Source organism: Streptacidiphilus sp. MAP12-33 (genome assembly GCF_041261265.1).
Lineage (GTDB): Bacteria > Actinomycetota > Actinomycetes > Streptomycetales > Streptomycetaceae > Streptacidiphilus.
Genome location: NZ_JBGCCA010000035.1, coordinates 103,179 through 119,445, shown reverse-complemented (window position 1 = coordinate 119,445; position 16,267 = coordinate 103,179). Strand labels below are relative to the sequence as shown.

14 protein-coding genes are annotated in these 16,267 nt (G+C 73.2%); 9 read left to right on the top strand and 5 right to left on the bottom strand.

Annotated features, from left to right (window positions below):
• Window positions 1–205 precede the first annotated feature (205 nt).
• Window positions 206–1,375 carry a VWA domain-containing protein gene (locus ABH931_RS30065; protein ID WP_370120081.1) on the top strand — a complete coding sequence of 390 codons (1,170 nt, stop codon included), beginning with the start codon at window positions 206–208 and terminating at the stop codon, window positions 1,373–1,375.
• Window positions 1,376–1,422: 47 nt separating this feature from the next.
• Here ABH931_RS30065 and ABH931_RS30060 read toward each other — a convergent pair whose 3' ends face one another.
• Window positions 1,423–1,842: an ATP-binding protein gene (locus ABH931_RS30060; protein ID WP_370120051.1), complete on the bottom strand. Its 420-nt coding sequence runs from the start codon at window positions 1,840–1,842 to the stop codon at window positions 1,423–1,425.
• 813 nt (window positions 1,843–2,655) lie between these two features.
• Between ABH931_RS30060 and sucC the strand changes: the two genes are divergently transcribed.
• Together sucC and sucD are read left to right on the top strand one after the other, a co-directional pair.
• The gene (sucC, locus tag ABH931_RS30055; RefSeq protein WP_042456374.1) at window positions 2,656–3,831 is read left to right on the top strand and encodes an ADP-forming succinate--CoA ligase subunit beta; all 1,176 of its coding nucleotides are present in this window, start codon (window positions 2,656–2,658) and stop codon (window positions 3,829–3,831) included.
• A gap of 17 nt (window positions 3,832–3,848) precedes the next feature.
• Window positions 3,849–4,730 (top strand): succinate--CoA ligase subunit alpha, encoded by an 882-nt coding sequence (gene sucD / locus ABH931_RS30050; protein WP_370120049.1) that lies wholly within the window; start codon window positions 3,849–3,851, stop codon window positions 4,728–4,730.
• Between the two features lie 72 nt (window positions 4,731–4,802).
• Here sucD and ABH931_RS30045 read toward each other — a convergent pair whose 3' ends face one another.
• Window positions 4,803–6,011 (bottom strand): RNA polymerase sigma factor, encoded by a 1,209-nt coding sequence (locus ABH931_RS30045; RefSeq protein WP_370120046.1) that lies wholly within the window; start codon window positions 6,009–6,011, stop codon window positions 4,803–4,805.
• Window positions 6,012–6,924: 913 nt separating this feature from the next.
• On the opposite strand from ABH931_RS30045, the gene ABH931_RS30040 reads away from it, so the two are divergent.
• Window positions 6,925–8,478 carry a DUF6350 family protein gene (locus ABH931_RS30040; protein WP_370120043.1) on the top strand — a complete coding sequence of 518 codons (1,554 nt, stop codon included), beginning with the start codon at window positions 6,925–6,927 and terminating at the stop codon, window positions 8,476–8,478.
• A gap of 54 nt (window positions 8,479–8,532) precedes the next feature.
• Here the strand turns inward: ABH931_RS30040 and ABH931_RS30035 are convergent, their stop codons facing one another.
• Complete coding sequence (locus ABH931_RS30035) at window positions 8,533–9,444, bottom strand: hypothetical protein (protein WP_370120041.1); 912 nt, start codon at window positions 9,442–9,444, stop codon at window positions 8,533–8,535.
• A gap of 393 nt (window positions 9,445–9,837) precedes the next feature.
• Here ABH931_RS30035 and purN point away from each other — a divergent pair, with 393 nt between their 5' ends.
• Both purN and purH read left to right on the top strand, forming a co-directional pair.
• Window positions 9,838–10,512, top strand: a complete 675-nt coding sequence (gene purN / locus ABH931_RS30030) for a phosphoribosylglycinamide formyltransferase (protein WP_370120039.1) — start codon at window positions 9,838–9,840, stop codon at window positions 10,510–10,512.
• Between the two features lie 77 nt (window positions 10,513–10,589).
• Window positions 10,590–12,173 (top strand): bifunctional phosphoribosylaminoimidazolecarboxamide formyltransferase/IMP cyclohydrolase, encoded by a 1,584-nt coding sequence (gene purH / locus ABH931_RS30025; RefSeq protein WP_370120036.1) that lies wholly within the window; start codon window positions 10,590–10,592, stop codon window positions 12,171–12,173.
• Between the two features lie 78 nt (window positions 12,174–12,251).
• On the opposite strand, the gene ABH931_RS30020 is transcribed toward purH, so the two are convergent.
• Together ABH931_RS30020 and ABH931_RS30015 are read right to left on the bottom strand one after the other, a co-directional pair.
• Window positions 12,252–12,947, bottom strand: coding sequence for an RDD family protein (locus ABH931_RS30020; RefSeq protein WP_370120034.1), 696 nt, complete (start codon window positions 12,945–12,947; stop codon window positions 12,252–12,254).
• Window positions 12,948–13,025: 78 nt separating this feature from the next.
• Complete coding sequence (locus tag ABH931_RS30015; RefSeq protein WP_370120031.1) at window positions 13,026–13,430, bottom strand: DUF2752 domain-containing protein; 405 nt, start codon at window positions 13,428–13,430, stop codon at window positions 13,026–13,028.
• Between the two features lie 347 nt (window positions 13,431–13,777).
• On the opposite strand from ABH931_RS30015, the gene ABH931_RS30010 reads away from it, so the two are divergent.
• From ABH931_RS30010 to ABH931_RS30000, 3 genes are all read left to right on the top strand, one after another.
• Entirely contained in the window at window positions 13,778–14,632 is an 855-nt protein-coding gene (locus ABH931_RS30010; RefSeq protein WP_370120028.1) for a bifunctional methylenetetrahydrofolate dehydrogenase/methenyltetrahydrofolate cyclohydrolase, read from the top strand.
• Window positions 14,633–14,645: 13 nt separating this feature from the next.
• A complete protein-coding gene (locus ABH931_RS30005) occupies window positions 14,646–15,062 on the top strand; it encodes a DUF3017 domain-containing protein (RefSeq protein WP_370120025.1) in 417 nt (138 codons plus the stop codon).
• Between the two features lie 205 nt (window positions 15,063–15,267).
• Window positions 15,268–16,257, top strand: coding sequence for a malate dehydrogenase (locus tag ABH931_RS30000; protein WP_370120023.1), 990 nt, complete (start codon window positions 15,268–15,270; stop codon window positions 16,255–16,257).
• Window positions 16,258–16,267 lie beyond the last annotated feature (10 nt).

The following is a 16,267-nucleotide window of genomic DNA, read 5'->3' as shown; positions in this document are numbered from 1 at the left end:
CGCCCTCGCGTCCGAGCCTGAGCTTGCGGCCCCGCTCGCCCTCGCGTCCGAGCCTGAGCTTGCGGCCCCGCTCGCCCTCGCGTCCGAGCCTGAGCTTGCGGCCCCGCTCGCCCTCGCGTCCGAGCCTGAGCCTGCGGCCCCGCTCGCCCTCGCGTCCGAGCCGGGGGCCGTGCCGGGGGCCGGGCCTGTGGCCCAGCCTGCCGGCGTGCCCGCACCCGTCGCCACCTCCGCCCCCGTGGGCGTGCCGGGGGCCGAGCGGTTGCGGCGTTGGCGGTTGGTGCTCGGTGGGGACGCGGACGGGACGGGTTGCTCGCTGAGCGGGCGGGACGCCGCGATGGACCGCGCGCTCGCGGCGCTCTACGCGCCCCGGGCCGGGGAGGGGGGTTCGCGCAGCGGTGGGCTCGGCGGGTCCGCGCCACAGGTGGCGCGGTGGCTGGGCGATATTCGCAGCTACTTCCCCAGCAGCGTGGTCCAGGTGATGCAGCAGGACGCGATCGAGCGGCTCGGGCTGACCAGGCTGCTGACGGAGCCGGAGATGCTGGAGGCGGTCGAGCCGGACGTGCACCTCGTCGGCACCCTGCTGTCGCTCGGCAGGGCGCTGCCGGAGACGACCAGGGAGACCGCCCGCGCGGTCGTGCGGAAGGTGGTCGCGGATCTGGAGCGGCGGATCGCGACCCGGACCAGGTCCGTGGTCGGCGGAGCGCTGGACCGCAGCGCTCGGACCACCCGGCCGCGGCACCGAGACATCGACTGGGACCGCACCATCCGCGCCAACCTGCGCACCTACCTGCCCGAGCGGCGCACGGTCGTGCCCGAACGTCTGGTCGGCTTCGCCCGGGCGCGGCAGGCACTGAAGAAGGAGGTGATCCTCTGCATCGACCAGTCCGGTTCGATGGCGGCGTCCGTGGTGCACTCCTCGGTCTTCGGCGCGGTGCTGGCGTCCATGCCGTCGCTGCGCACGCGGCTCGTCGTCTTCGACACCGCCGTGGTCGACCTGACGGAGGAGCTCGCCGATCCGGTGGACGTGCTGTTCGGGGTGCAGTTGGGCGGCGGTACGGACATCAACCGGGCCCTCGCCTACTGCCAGTCGAGGATCTCCCGGCCCGCCGACACCGTGGTGGTGCTGATCAGCGACCTGTACGAGGGTGGCATCCGGGAGGAGATGCTCAAGCGGGTGGCGGCGATGAAGGCGGCGGGGGTGGAGTTCGTCGCGTTGCTGGCGCTGAGCGACGAGGGGGCGCCCGCGTACGACCGGGAGCACGCGGCCGCGCTGGCGGCCCTGGGCGCGCCCGCCTTCGCCTGTACGCCGGACCTGTTCCCCGAGGTGATGGCCGCGGCCCTGCAGAAGCTCCCGCTGCCGATACCGGAGACGTAGGGCCGCCGGGCCGCTCCGCCGCCGGGCCGGAGCGCCGGTGGGCGCGGTCAGCGGGGGAGGGGGAAGGCCGCCCAGACGGTCTTCCCCACGCGGCCGGGGTGCGGGAGGGAGCCCCAGGCACTGGCGAAGGTGGTGATCAGCAGCATGCCGCGTCCGCACTCGTCGTCCTCGGCGGGCCGTTCGACGCGGGGGATGTCGTGCGCGTCCTCGTCGTCGACCTCGACGAAGAGCAGGCCGCGTGCGCTCCACAGTCGGCAGACGAGGCGGCGGCTGGTGGTGTGGCGGACGGCGTTGCCGACCAGTTCGGACATGCACAGCTCGGTGTCAGCGAGTGTCTCGGGTTCCAGGTGCCACATGGCCGCAGTGATCCGTACGAAGCGGCGGGCGTGGGCCACGGACGCGGTCTCGGCGCTGAAGGCGGCGGCGGCCTGCCGGTCCATCGCCCAGGTGGAGCGCGCGCTGCCCATCTCGGCCGGGTCCAACGCCCCCGGATTCAACGACCCCGGATCCAACGACCCTGGGCCCAACGGCTCTGGGTCCGACGACCCCAGGTTCAGCGGCGCCGGGTCCGTCAGCCCTGGGTCCCGTGCTGTGGGGGCGGGCTCGGAGAAGTCGGCGGGGTGTGCCCGTGCGGCGGCGGGCGAGGGAGGGGTGGAGCGCGGGAGGACCCTCGGGGGGCTGTCCAGCGTGTCCAGGGGCGAGCCGTGCGGGTGTGGCCGGTCCGGCTCCGGGGCTACCTCGGTCCCCTCAGGACCGAGGCCGGGTCTGTGCGTGCTGCTCTGCATCGTGCGTCCGCTTCCAGGGGCACAGGGGGTGGCGGCCCACCGTTCGCTGTGACGTATCCGTTATACCCGTCGGGCCCGGGGCGCACGGGCCGTTCCGCTGATCCCGATCTTTGCGACCCGGTGGGACGTGCGAAGAGGCCCGTCAGAGCCGCGGACGGGCTCGGTGCGCCGGGCGTGTCGGGCGCGTGTCGAACGGACGGCGGAAGGACGGCGGTCGGACGTCGAACGGACGGCGGAGCCTCGCCGCAGGTGGGGCGGCGGGGCCGCGTACCCCCGTTGTGATGGTTATCACCGCCGGTGGAGGGCCCTCGAGTGAACCCCGACCCCCGGACAGGGATAACCTGCGAGACGGACATGCCGCGTGCCACGCTGCCGTGTGCTCCCCGTAGCGAAGGCGCCGACGCGAGGTCCCTGCCAGGGCCCGCGTACCCCGCCGAATCGGTCCGTGCGGCACGCTGGGAAGACAAGCAGTCGCGATCACAAGGACGGACGCGCGTGGACCTCTTTGAGTACCAGGCGAGGGACCTCTTCGCCAAGCACGGTGTACCGGTGCTGGACGGTGAAGTCATCGACACCCCGGAGGCCGCTGCTGCGGTGACCGAGCGGCTGGGCGGCCGTGCCGTCGTCAAGGCTCAGGTGAAGGTCGGCGGCCGCGGTAAGGCCGGCGGCGTCAAGCTGGCCGCCGACCCGGCGGACGCCGTGGAGAAGGCCCGGGCCATCCTCGGGATGGACATCAAGGGCCACACGGTCCACAAGGTGATGCTCGCCCAGACGGCGGACATCAAGGAGGAGTACTACGTCTCCTTCCTCCTGGACCGGACCAACCGGACGTTCCTCGCCATGGCCTCCGTGCAGGGTGGCGTGGAGATCGAGGTCGTCGCGGAGGAGAACCCCGAGGCGCTCGCCAAGATCGCGGTCGACGCGGTCGAGGGTGTCACCCCGGCCAAGGCCGCCGAGATCGTCGCCGCGGCCAAGTTCCCGGCGGAGATCGCCGACCAGGTCGCCGACGTCCTGCAGAAGCTGTGGGTCGTCTTCGTCAAGGAGGACGCCCTCCTCGTCGAGGTCAACCCGCTGGTCAAGACCGGCGAGGGCAAGATCGTCGCCCTTGACGGCAAGGTCTCCCTGGACGAGAACGCCGACTTCCGCCAGCCGGAGCACGAGGCGCTCGAGGACAAGGCCGCCGCCAACCCGCTCGAGGCGAAGGCCAAGGAGAAGGGCCTCAACTACGTCAAGCTCGAGGGCGAGGTCGGCATCATCGGCAACGGCGCCGGGCTCGTCATGAGCACCCTGGACGTCGTCGCCTACGCCGGCGAGAACCACGGTGGCGTCAAGCCCGCCAACTTCCTCGACATCGGTGGCGGCGCCTCGGCCGAGGTCATGGCGAACGGCCTGGAGATCATCCTGGGCGACCCGGACGTCAAGTCCGTGTTCGTCAACGTCTTCGGCGGCATCACCGCGTGCGACGCGGTCGCCAACGGCATCGTCCAGGCGCTGGAGCTGCTCTCCAGCAAGGGCGAGGCCGTCACCAAGCCGCTGGTCGTCCGTCTGGACGGCAACAACGCCGAGCTGGGTCGTCAGATCCTGACCGACGCGAACCACCCGCTCGTGCAGCAGGTGGACACCATGGACGGCGCGGCCGACAAGGCCGCTGAGCTCGCGGCTGCGAAGTAAGGGCTGGGGAACCGAAAATGGCTATCTTCCTCACCAAGGACAGCAAGGTCATCGTCCAGGGCATGACCGGCTCCGAGGGCATGAAGCACACCCGCCGCATGCTGGCCTCGGGCACGGACATCGTCGGTGGCGTGAACCCGCGCAAGGCCGGCACCACCGTTGACGTCGACGGCACCGAGGTGCCCGTCTTCGGCTCGGTCAAGGAGGCCATGGCGGCCACCGGCGCCGACGTCTCCGTCATCTTCGTGCCGCCGGCCTTCACCAAGGCCGCGGTCATCGAGGCGATCGACGCCGAGATCGGCCTGGCCGTCGTCATCACCGAGGGCGTGCCGGTCCACGACACCGCCAACTTCTGGGCGTACAACAACCAGAAGGGCAGCAAGACCCGCATCGTCGGCCCGAACTGCCCCGGCCTGATCAGCCCCGGACAGTCCAACGCGGGCATCATCCCGGCGGACATCACCAAGGCCGGCCGTATCGGCCTGGTGTCCAAGTCCGGCACGCTGACCTACCAGATGATGTACGAGCTGGCCGACATCGGCTTCTCCTCGGCCGTCGGCATCGGTGGCGACCCGGTCATCGGCACCACCCACATCGACGCGCTGCAGGCGTTCCAGGACGACCCCGACACCGACCTGATCGTGATGATCGGTGAGATCGGTGGCGACGCCGAGGAGCGTGCGGCGGCGTACATCGCCGAGCACATCACGAAGCCGGTCGTCGGCTACGTGGCGGGCTTCACCGCGCCCGAGGGCAAGACCATGGGCCACGCCGGCGCCATCGTCTCCGGCTCCTCCGGCACCGCCCAGGCGAAGAAGGAGGCCCTCGAGGCCGCCGGTGTCAAGGTCGGCAAGACGCCGTCCGAGACCGCCCGCCTGGCGCGTCAGCTGATCGGCTGACCACCGCGCTGACCTGTGTGTGAAGGGCCGCTCCCACCTCGGTGGGAGCGGCCCTTCACGTTGCCCCGGCCGTCAGTGGTGCTTCTTGGACGGGGGTTGCTGGTGCGTGTGGCCGTGGGCGGTGCGCCCGCCCGAGGCCGCACCCGCCCAGGCGCCCCATCCGGTGACCGGCTGGCCGTGACCGCTGCCGGCGTCCGCGCCGGAGCCGGAACCGTGCGAGCCGCCGGAGTGGCGTGGAACCTTGGCGTCCGAGGCGGGCTTCGACTTCGGCTTCGGCATGATCCCGTTTCCGAAGGCGTAGGGCGTGAGCTCGGCCGCGGGCAGCGGCTTCGGCTGCATCGCGGCCGGGGCGACGTCCGCCACGCCCACGGTGGCCTGCGTGGGATGCCGGACCACGGGCTGCTCCGCCGGATGCAGGGGCGTGCCCCACACCAGGGACCCGCCCAGGAAGGCGGCCATGGCCACGGTCAGCGCCCCTGCGGCCAGGCTGAGGCCCCCGTCGTGCAGCCGGGCGCGGGTGCGTGTGACGCCGGCCGGTGCGTGCGGCGTGGTCCCCGCGCAGGCGCGCACCGCGACCGCCTCCAGTCGGCTGCCCACGCGGCGCCCGAAGCCCGGCGCGTCCGCGTCCGCGCCGACGATCCCCGGAACGGTTCGAGCCAGCGCGCGCCGGGCGCGCGCCACCCGCCCGAAGGTGACCGGCGTGCTGCCCTCGACCTCGGCGGCCGTCTGCGCCCAGTCCAGCCCGACGACGTCGTGCAGCACCAGCGCCCGGCGCTGCGGGCGCGGCAGCCGCTGGAGTGCCTTGAGCAGCGCGCGGTCCTGCGCGGTGAGAGGCAGCTCCGTGTCCTCCACGTCGGCCCCCGGCAGGCGGCGGTGCGGCAGGCGGAGCGCGCTCTGTGCGCGCGGCCCTGCGCTGTGCCAGGGCGAGAGCGCGAGCTCGCAGGCGGCGGCGCGCAGCCAGCCCTCGGGCGACGGGTCGGCGCTGACGGCCTGCCAGTTCGTCCAGGCCAGTTGGAAGGCGCGCCGCACGCAGTGGGCCGCGCGGTGGCGGCTGCCGGTGAGCAGGTACGTCTGCCAGGTCAGGCGTGGCACGAGGGCGGCGTAGAGGGCGTCGAACGCCTCCGGGGTGGCCGCGACGGACGCGTCCACGGCCTCGGCCTCGGCCGTCCCGGCCTCCGTAGCCGCGCCGTCCGGTACCGGGTGGGCGGGCAGACTCGCGGCACCCGGGAGGTGGCCGACGGGGGCGCCGTTGGTGCCGTCCCGGCCTGCCGGGTGTCCCATCGTCTCGGACCCGACACTGCGCGTTCCCGCCACCGCCGCGTGCCCCGAGCCCGCCGTCCCGTGCGGCCGCGGCCCTGCGGGTGCGGGGGTGAGCGAGGACAGCGACGGAGCCGCCGCCTCCCGCGGGGGCTGCTCCCGCCCGGGAGCCCGCTCGGCCCTGTCGCCTCCGGTGATGGGTTCGGCGCGTTCGGCCCGTTCGGCCCGGTTCACGAGACCCGCGCGACCCCGAGGAGTGCGGGTGCCCTTCGCCGAGGGGGCGTCCTCCGGCGGCGACAGCGGGCTTGCGGGAGTGGGGGTGGGGGTGGGAGCGGGGGAGGCCGTCAGAGGTCGACGGGCACTGAGGGGTTCTTGCGCTGACGGTGCGTCGACCGAGGTGGGTTTCGCCGGGGACGCCGCCCCGGACCTCGCTGCGGTGGCCCGCTCTGCCGTGTCGGGCGCGCGCGTGCCCGACACGGCGGGCGCCAGGGGAGTCAGACCGTCAGGAGCCGGAGCAGGAGCCGAGGCCGCCGCCGGAAGCGCAGCCGCAGCCGGGGCGCCGGAGGCGCCCGTCATGGCGGGGTCTGACGGGGTGCCGGGTACCCGGCGCTGCGCCGGGTCTGGGTGCCCGGTGGGGGGCGTCGATGCTGGCTGTGCGTCAGCCTCGCTGCCGCGTACGGACGGTGTCAGCGGAAGAGGCGGCGGGGTGGTCGCGCGGGGGCGGGACGCGGCGCGGCGGGCGGCCTGCGCTTGGCGTTTGGTCCGGGAACGTGGGCTGTTGGGGGAGTCGGCAGGCGGCGTCATGCGAGCCCCGCAGGGGTCGTCGAGGCCACGGTGAGGCTCAGTCGCATATATGAATTGTTGGAGCAAAGAGTGACAACTGCATGTTTTGCGACAGATCGGGCGTGTCACGTGCCGAATCTGGAGCATGGCGCTCTTGGACCGACCCGCTCTGCTCGCCGGTGCCGGCGCGGCCGCAGCGGGGTGGGGCATCGTCGCGGTGCCCGTGTTGCTGCTGTGGGTGGCGACCCCGTATGCCGACGGGGATCTGACGGCCGTACCGAGACTCGCGGCGGCCCTGTGGCTGCTCGGGCACGGCGGGCCACTGCGATGGGACGGGCCCGCCGGGCACGCGACGCTCGGCGTGGCACCGCTGCTGGTGACCGCGCTGGCCGCCGGGCTGGTGTGGCAGGCGGCGGCGCGCACCGGGCGACGCGGCGAGGTCGTGGCCGGGTATCTCGCGGTCGCCGTGCCCGCGTCGTTGCTGGGGCTTGGCAGCGCGCCGAGGACCGAGCCGCTGCCGGACCTGTTCTGGGCGGCGCTGCTCGCGCTGTTCGCGGCGATGGCGGGCGCACGTCGGGCCACGGGCGAGTGGGGTGTCGTGGCCGCCTGGCGGGTGGTCAGGACGCGCGGCGAGTGGCTGGGCGTCTGGCCGGTCCCGGCGCCGGACGGCGGCCTGGCCCGACTGCTGGAGCGGGCGCGCACCTTCGCGCCCGAGCGAGACGAGGCGCTGCGCGCCGGGCTCGCCGGTGCGCTCGCCCTGCTGGGCGGCGGCGCGGTGGTGTTCGGCGTCTCGATGCTGGTCCACCTCGGCGCCGTCGGGACGCTCGCGTCGCTGCTCGCGCCGGATCTCGTCGGTCGGTTGTCGTTGCTGCTGCTCTGCGTGGTGCTGCTGCCCAACGCCGTGATCTGGTCCGCGGCGTACGCGCTCGGCACCGGCTTCGCGCTGGGCGGGCACGCGGCCGCGGTCGGCACCGCGCCGCTCGCCCCGGTCGCCCTGCCACTGCTGGCGGACGCGCCCACGCCGGGCCGTTCGGCGCTCGGGCTGGCGGCGCTGGCCGCGCCGCTCGCCGCCGGCGCGGTGGTGGGCTGGGCGCTGGGCCGCGACGCGGGGTCGGCGGGCCGTGACGGGCGCGACGTCGCGAAGGCCTCCGCGACGGAGACGGGAGCGGGGACGGGAGCGGAGACCGAGGCGGGGTTCTGGGCGCGGCTCCAGGCAGGGGCAGGGGCAGGGATCGGCGCAGGGATCGGGACGGGGCCGGGCACGGACGGGGCGGTACCCGCGCTGGAGGAGGCGGGCGCCGGGGAGGGGCCGCCGGTCCCGTCGCGCGGTGCGGCGTCCCTGGCGGCGCGCGTGCTCGGCGCCGCGGTCTGCACGGGTCTGCTGGCGGGGACGGCCGCCCTGTGGGCGGGAGGCGCGCTGGGCGACGGTGCCCTGGCCGTGGTCGGGCCGCCCGTCGGCTGGACCGCGCTCGCGGCCTTCGTCTGGACCGGCACCGTGGGTCTGCCGACCGCGTTCCTGCTGCGCTGGTGGCACGCGCGAGCGGGCACGCGTCCGGCCGCCGTGGACGAGACGGACCGCTACGGCGAGGGCGTGAGTGACGACGACGGTGCCCTGGTCGTTCCGGGCCTGGCCTGGGAGGCGGGCGTCGAGGACACGGCCGGGGCACCGTGGTTCAGGCTGTGGCGGCGCACCCCGGCCACGAAGTGATCCAGGTGCCGCGCCCGGGTGCCGCGTCCGGGCGGACCGGTGGCTCGGGCCGGGTCAGCTGCCGTTCAGCTGGGTGAGCCAGGCCGGCGGGCGCGGGGAGACCGAGGTGGCGCAGGCGTCGTAGCCGGCCTTGGTCAGGGCGTTGGCCTGGCAGTCGTAGTAGCTCTTGTAGTACAGCTGCACGCCGAACACCACGGCGACCAGCGCCAGGCTGACCGCACCGGCGATGACGCCGCCCAGCGCGGCGGGGACGTGCGGCCGCGCCGGTGCGGGGCTGTACGCGGGGGTGTAGTGGCCGGGGCGGGCCGGCATCGGCTGGACGCCGGGGGGCGTCGCACCGGCTGTGGCGGCCGGGGCCTTCCTGACGTCGCCGCGCAGGGCGCTGATGCCCCAGTACAGGGCGAGCGCGCCGAGCAGCAGGGTGACGTAGGGGACGCCGAGCACCATGAAGAAGAAGCCCCACATGCCGCAGAGCAGCGCCAGCCGGGACCGGCGGAACACCGGGTCGGTCGGGTCGTAGCGGGGACCGGGCGGCGGGTAGGGGAAGCGCGGCGTCGGCGGCTGCTGACCCTGGTAGCCGGGGCTCCACGGGTGCGGCGGCGGGACCTGGGCGCGGCCGCGCGAGCCGGGCACGCCGGGTGTTCCCTGCGTTCCGGGGTCGTCCGGCGAACCGGACGAGCCGGGCCCGTCGGATCCGTCGCTGGACCCGCCGTCAGGGGAGCCGCCGGCGGGGCGGGGCGCGCCGGTGCCGGTCGCGGAGCCCGGGTCGACGCCGGCGCCCGGGCGGGCGTCGTGCGGGTGGCCCTCGCCGGGGCCGCCTGACTCCAGGCCGGCGCGCGAGATCGGGCTGCGCGGCTCCCAGGGGCGGTCGGGCGCGCCCGCGGGCGGCGGCGCGAAGGGATCCCGCGCCTCGGCGCCGGTCGCGCCGGTCGCGCCGGTCTGGGTGGTGTCGCCGCTGTGGCCCATGGTCTTCGCCGTAACTCCTGATCGCCTGCCGTTGCACTGTGCGCGCGTGCGCGGACCTCCCGCAGGGGCCCGCAGGGACACCCTCTCACCTGGCGGGGCCGCGTGGCGTGCGACCCCAGGATGATCGTCGGTTCGGGCGGGTGCGGGGATGCGCGCGCGTTGCCGGTAAAGTTGCTGACGGACGGCGCGCTCCCGAGGTTCCCGTCCGGCCCGCGGGACAACCGCGGGCACCGTTCGGCGGACGCGGATGCCGGTCACAGGATGACACCCCGCGGCGGCCACCCGAATGAGCTCGACGTACGGCCCGGCGGCGTGACCCGCGGATGACGCGCGAGGTAGGCGAAGCGCGACACGGCACCGGACGGCGGAGAGCCCGACCTGAAGGACCGAGCTGTGGCTCTTGCGCCCGGTAGTGCACCGCTGGACTTCGCCGCCCCCGCGACTCCGGCCCGACTCGTCGTCCTCGTCTCCGGCTCCGGCACCAACCTCCAGGCGCTGATCGACGCCGCCGCCGATCCGGCCTACGGCGCCGTGATCGTGGCCGTCGGCGCCGACCGGGACGCGATCGCGGGCCTGGAGCGCGCCGAGAAGGCCGGCATCCCCACCTTCGTGCACCGGGTGAAGGACTACCCCGTGCGCACCGACTGGGACGCCGCGCTGACCGGGACCACCGCCGCGTACGCGCCGGACCTGGTCGTCTCGGCCGGATTCATGAAGATCCTCGGTGGCGCTTTCATGCGCCGCTTCGAGGGCCGCATCGTCAACACCCATCCCGCCCTCCTCCCCTCCTTCCCCGGCGCGCACGGCGTGCGCGACGCGCTGGCGTACGGGGTCAAGGTCACCGGCTGCACCGTGCACCTGGTGGACGAGGGCGTGGACACCGGACCGATCATCGCCCAGGGCGTGGTCGAGGTCGCCGACTCGGACCACGAGGACGAGGGCGAGGCGCTCCACGAGCGCATCAAGGACGTCGAGCGGAAACTGCTCGTCGACGCCGTGGGACGGATGGCCCGCGAGGGCCACCGGGTGGACGGACGCCGGGTGCTGATCCCGGTGCCGGTCGCCTGACCGTCGCCGCGGGGACAACACATCAACCGCGCCGGTGGGGTGGTCATCTCGCCGGGGCATTGCAGAAGGATTCGGTAATGAGCTCAGGCAGCAACCAGCCGCAGCCCACCTCCGAGAACGTTCGTCCCATCCGTCGGGCGCTCGTCAGCGTCTACGACAAGACCGGCCTGACGGAGCTGGCCCAGGGTCTGCACGCGGCCGGCGTCGAGCTGGTCTCCACCGGTTCGACCGCGGCGAAGATCGCCGGCGCGGGCGTGCCGGTCACCCCGGTCGAGGAACTGACCGGCTTCCCCGAGTGCCTCGACGGCCGTGTGAAGACCCTGCACCCGCGCGTGCACGCCGGCATCCTGGCCGACCTGCGCCTTGCGTCGCACCGCGCGCAGCTGGAGGAGCTGGGCGTCGCGCCGTTCGACCTCGTGGTCGTGAACCTGTACCCGTTCGCCGCGACCGTGGCCTCGGGCGCCAGCCCGGACGAGTGCGTGGAGCAGATCGACATCGGCGGCCCGTCGATGGTCCGCGCCGCCGCCAAGAACCACCCCTCCGTGGCCGTGGTCACCTCGCCCGCGCGTTACGCGGACGTGCTGCAGGCCGTCACCGACGGTGGCTTCGACCTGGCCACCCGCAAGCGTCTGGCCGGTGAGGCGTTCGCCCACACCGCCGCCTACGACGTGGCCGTGGCCTCCTGGTTCGCGAGCGAGTACGCGCCGGCCGACGAGGAGCGTTTCCCGCAGTTCCTCGGCGCCACCTACCAGCGCGAGAACGTGCTGCGCTACGGCGAGAACCCGCACCAGGCCGCCGCCCTGTACGTGGACGGCAGCGGAAAGGGCATCGCCGCCGCCGAGCAGCTGCACGGCAAGGAGATGTCGTACAACAACTACGCCGACACGGACGCCGCGATCCGTGCCGCGTACGACCAGACCGAGCCGTGTGTCGCGATCATCAAGCACGCCAACCCGTGCGGCATCGCGATCGGCGAGGACGTGGCCGAGGCGCACCGCAAGGCGCACGAGTGCGACCCGGTCTCCGCGTTCGGCGGTGTCATCGCTGTGAACCGACCCGTCACGGTCGCGCTGGCCGAGCAGATCGCGCCGATCTTCACCGAGGTCGTCTTCGCCCCGGACTACGAGCCGGGCGCGGTCGAGGTGCTGGCGCAGAAGAAGAACATCCGCGTGCTGCGCGGCACTCCGGCGCTGCCGGCGGTGGAGACCCGTGCGGTGACCGGCGGCATGCTGCTGCAGCAGGCCGACCGGATCGATGCCGAGGGCGACGACCCGTCGACCTGGACGCTCGCCTGCGGCGAGGCGCTGTCCGAGGCCGAGCTGGCCGAGCTGGCCTTCGCCTGGCGGGCCTGCCGGGCCGTCAAGTCCAACGCGATCCTGCTCGCCAAGGGCGGCGCCTCGGTGGGCGTCGGCATGGGTCAGGTCAACCGTGTCGACTCCGCTCGCCTCGCGGTCACCCGCGCCGGTGAGCGGGCGCAGGGTTCCTACGCCGCCTCCGACGCGTTCTTCCCGTTCCCGGACGGCCTGGAGGTGCTGACCGAGGCCGGCGTCAAGGCCGTGGTCCAGCCCGGCGGATCGGTCCGCGACGACCTGGTGGTGGAGGCCGCGAAGGCGGCCGGCGTGACGATGTACCTCACGGGGACGCGTCACTTCTTCCACTGAGCCCGACCTGTAGGGCATGACGAAGGCCCGCCGCTCCTCCTCGGTGCGGCGGGCCTTCGTCTGTCAGGAGGTCCTGGATCAGGCGGACTTCACGACAACGGTGTTCATGACCTTGTCGGCGAAGGTCTGGCTCTTGGCGTCCCACAGCGGCCAGAGGTAGCCGAGGTAGCAGACGAAGCCGTCCAGGAAGTGGGCGAGCTGACGCACGAACGCGCCACCGAAGCCGAGGTACTGGCCGTCGGCCTCGCGCACGACGCGGATGTTGACGGCGCGCTTGCCGATGGTCTGACCGGTGGTGCCCTCCTGGTGGATCAGCCAGAGACCGCCGGCCAGGCCGAGCAGACCGCCGAGGAGGATCAGCACCACGCCGAAGCCGTTGCCGCCCGAGGAGGTGTACTGGTTGGTGTTGGGGTCGTACGTCATGCTGGTCGCCGACATGGCGGCACCGACGATGTACAGGATGAGCGGGAGCAGGCCCACGACCACGAAGTCGATGAGCTTGGCCGCCACACGGGAGCCCCAGCTCGCGTAGGCGTTCTGTACGTAGCCCGCGTACGGGTCGGCGACCGGGTAGCCCGGGTACTGGGGCTGCTGCGGGTAGCCGTAGGCCTGCTGCTGCTGGGCCTGGGCGTACGGGTCCACCGGAGGCTGCTGCGGGTACCCATAGGCCGGCTGCTGCGGCTGCTGCGGCTGCTGCTGCGGGTAGCCGTAACCAGGCTGCTGGGGCTGCTGCGGCTGGCCGTACGGGTTGTTCGGGTCGGGCGGGTAGCTCATGTTCGTGCCTCCGGGCAGGGATGCGTGATGGATGGTGAAGCGCTGACAGCCGGTGAGATTATCGGAGAGGAACGACGCTCAGGTGGGCAGAAAGCCGAACCGGTGCAGTTGCCACAGCCAGGAGGCCGTCAACGCCGGGATGATGACGGCCCATCGGGTGCGTGAGGACAACCTCCGCCACCGCGCGCCGCCGCCGAGCGGGGCGAGCAGCAGGCAGAGGCCGACCAGTACGGTGACCGGGTTGGCCGCGATCGCGGCACCTACGTGCCCCGCGCCCAACTCCATGAAGACGGTCGTGCTGCCGCAGCCCGGGCAGGGAATGCCCGTGAAGCGCCGCAGCGGGCACAGCACGCCCGGATCGTGGCTGCGGTGCACCTCGGCCGCCACCACGGCCACGACCGCCGCGCCGCCGCCGCGGAGCAGCACGCGCAGCGGGCCCCCGTAGCGGCCGACCGCGAGCGTCGCCCAGCGGCGCTCCCACACGGCGCGTCGGCCCTCGGCGACAGTCCGGCCGTCGCCGGCATCTGCGCCCGTGGTCGCAGGCCCGGCGGCCGCAGTCCCCGTAGCCCCCGTCGTGACAGCCGTCGTCGTGACAGCCCCCGTGCTCACGTCCCCCCGAGCCCCCGTCCTTGCCCCTTACCGTTCTTACCGGCACCCATCGTCGCGAGCCCCCGTCGACATGTCCACCTCGTTCGCAGGTCCCGCACATGGTTGTGGCGGATTTGCAACCGGATCCGAACAGTCCATGTGCGACCATGTCGCGTCCCGTCCGCCCGGCGGATGAACGCCCGGTGGCCACGACCGCTTCCACGATCCGGGAGAATGGCGCCATGACCGCCCAGATTCTCGATGGCAAGGCCACCGCCGCAGCGATCAAGTCCGAGCTCGTCACCAGGATCGAGGCGCTGAAGGCGCGGGGGGTCAACCCCGGTCTCGGCACCGTCCTGGTCGGCGACGACCCCGGCAGCCACGCCTACGTGCGCGGCAAGCACCGCGACTGCGCGCAGGTCGGCATCGCCTCCATCCAGCGCGAACTCCCCGCCGACGCGACCCAGGAGCAGGTCGAGGACGTCGTGCGTGAGCTCAACGCCGACCCGGCCTGCTCCGGCTACATCATCCAGCTGCCGCTGCCCAAGCACCTGGACGAGAAGCGCGTGCTGGAGCTGATCGACCCGACCAAGGACGCCGACGGCCTGCACCCGATGAGCCTGGGCCGTCTGGTGCTGGGCGTCGAGGCGCCCCTGCCGTGCACGCCGTACGGCATCGTGGAGCTGCTGCGCCGCCACAAGATCGAGCTGGACGGCGCGAACGTCACCGTCGTCGGCCGCGGCATCACCGTGGGCCGCTCGATCGGCCTGCTGCTGACCCGCCGCAGCGAGAACGCGACGGTCACCCTGTGCCACACCGGCACCCGCAACCTGGACGAGCACCTGCTCAGCGCGGACATCATCGTCTCTGCCGCCGGTGTGCCGCACCTGATCAAGCCCGAGCACGTCCGCCCCGGCGCGACGGTGCTGGACGTCGGCGTCAGCCGCGTCGACGGCGTCTACACCGGTGACGTGGACCCGGCCGTGGCCGAGGTGGCCGGCTGGATCTCCCCGAACCCGGGGGGCGTGGGCCCGATGACGCGCGCGATGCTGCTGGCCAATGTCGTCGAGGCGGCCGAACGTGCTGCCGGTATCTGAGGATGCTGACGCGATGGCCCGCAAGCCCAAGGCGCGTCACCGGCCGCCGGTGAAGACCACCGGGACGTTCCGGCCCGAGGGCGGATCCGCGGCGGCCGGACGGGACAAGCCGGTGCCGGTGCGGCAGTGGCCGATCGTGCTGGTGCTGACGGTTGTCGGCGTCGGGTTGCTGGTGACTGCGCTGGACGCGTGGCGGGCGGGCATCGTCACGATCGGCGTCGGCATGCTGCTCGGGGCTGCGCTGCGGGCTGCGCTCCCGGAGGTCGGCATGCTGGCGGTGCGCAGCCGGTTCACGGACATCGTGGTGATGGGTCTGATGGGGGCGCTGATCGTCGTCCTCGCGCTCGCCGCTCTCCCCGATCCGGTGATTCATCTGCCGTTCGTCGGGCGGCTGGGCAACATGGTTCACAGCGACGGCACCGGGGACTGACGTTCACAGCGGCTGTCGGCAAGCACCGGTAAGACCACTGTGAACTGGGTTTATGCCGGGGCGGCCTGAGGCGTTCGGAAACGTGACGAAGGACTCCCGGAGGCGTGGCGACGCCGCGCCTCCGGTCCGGTCCGGTTGCGATAGCCTGACGCTGGTTCTCTCGATGTCGAGAAACTGTCGGCGACTGCTGCTGGAGAAGGTAGAAATGACCCGCACCCCCGTCAATGTCACCGTGACCGGCGCGGCCGGCCAGATCGGCTACGCGCTGCTGTTCCGCATCGCCTCCGGCCACCTGCTGGGCGCCGACGTGCCGGTGAAGCTGCGTCTGCTGGAGATCCCGCAGGGCGTCAAGGCCGCCGAGGGCACCGCCATGGAGCTCGACGACTGCGCCTTCCCGCTGCTCAAGGGCATCGACATCTTCGACGACCCGAACGCGGGCTTCGCCGGTGCCAACATCGGCCTGCTGGTCGGCGCCCGTCCGCGCACGGCGGGCATGGAGCGCGGCGACCTGCTCTCCGCCAACGGCGGCATCTTCGGCCCGCAGGGCAAGGCGATCAACGACAACGCCGCGGACGACATCCGTGTCCTGGTCGTCGGCAACCCGGCCAACACCAACGCGCTGATCGCCCAGAACAACGCCCCGGACGTCCCGGCCGACCGCTTCACCGCGATGACCCGCCTGGACCACAACCGCGCCGTCGCGCAGCTGGCCAAGAAGCTCGGCGTGGGCGTCGACGAGGTCAAGCGCCTCACCATCTGGGGCAACCACTCCGCCACCCAGTACCCGGACATCTTCCACGCCGAGGTCGCCGGCAAGAACGCCGCCGAGGCCATCGCGGACGAGAAGTGGCTGGCCGAGGACTTCATCCCGACCGTCGCCAAGCGTGGCGCGGCCATCATCGACGCCCGTGGCGCCTCCTCCGCCGCCTCGGCCGCCAACGCCGCCATCGACCACGTGCACACCTGGGTCAACGGCACCGCCGAGGGCGACTGGACCTCCGCCGGTGTCGTCTCCGACGGCTCCTACGGCGTGCCGGCCGGTCTCATGTCCTCCTTCCCGGTCACCGCGAAGAACGGCAAGTTCGAGATCGTCCAGGGCCTGGACATCAACGAGTTCTCCCGCACCCGCATCGACGCCTCCGTCCAGGAGCTGATCGAGGAGCGCGACGCGGTCAAGGAGCTCGGTCTCATCTGAGGCTCAGGTC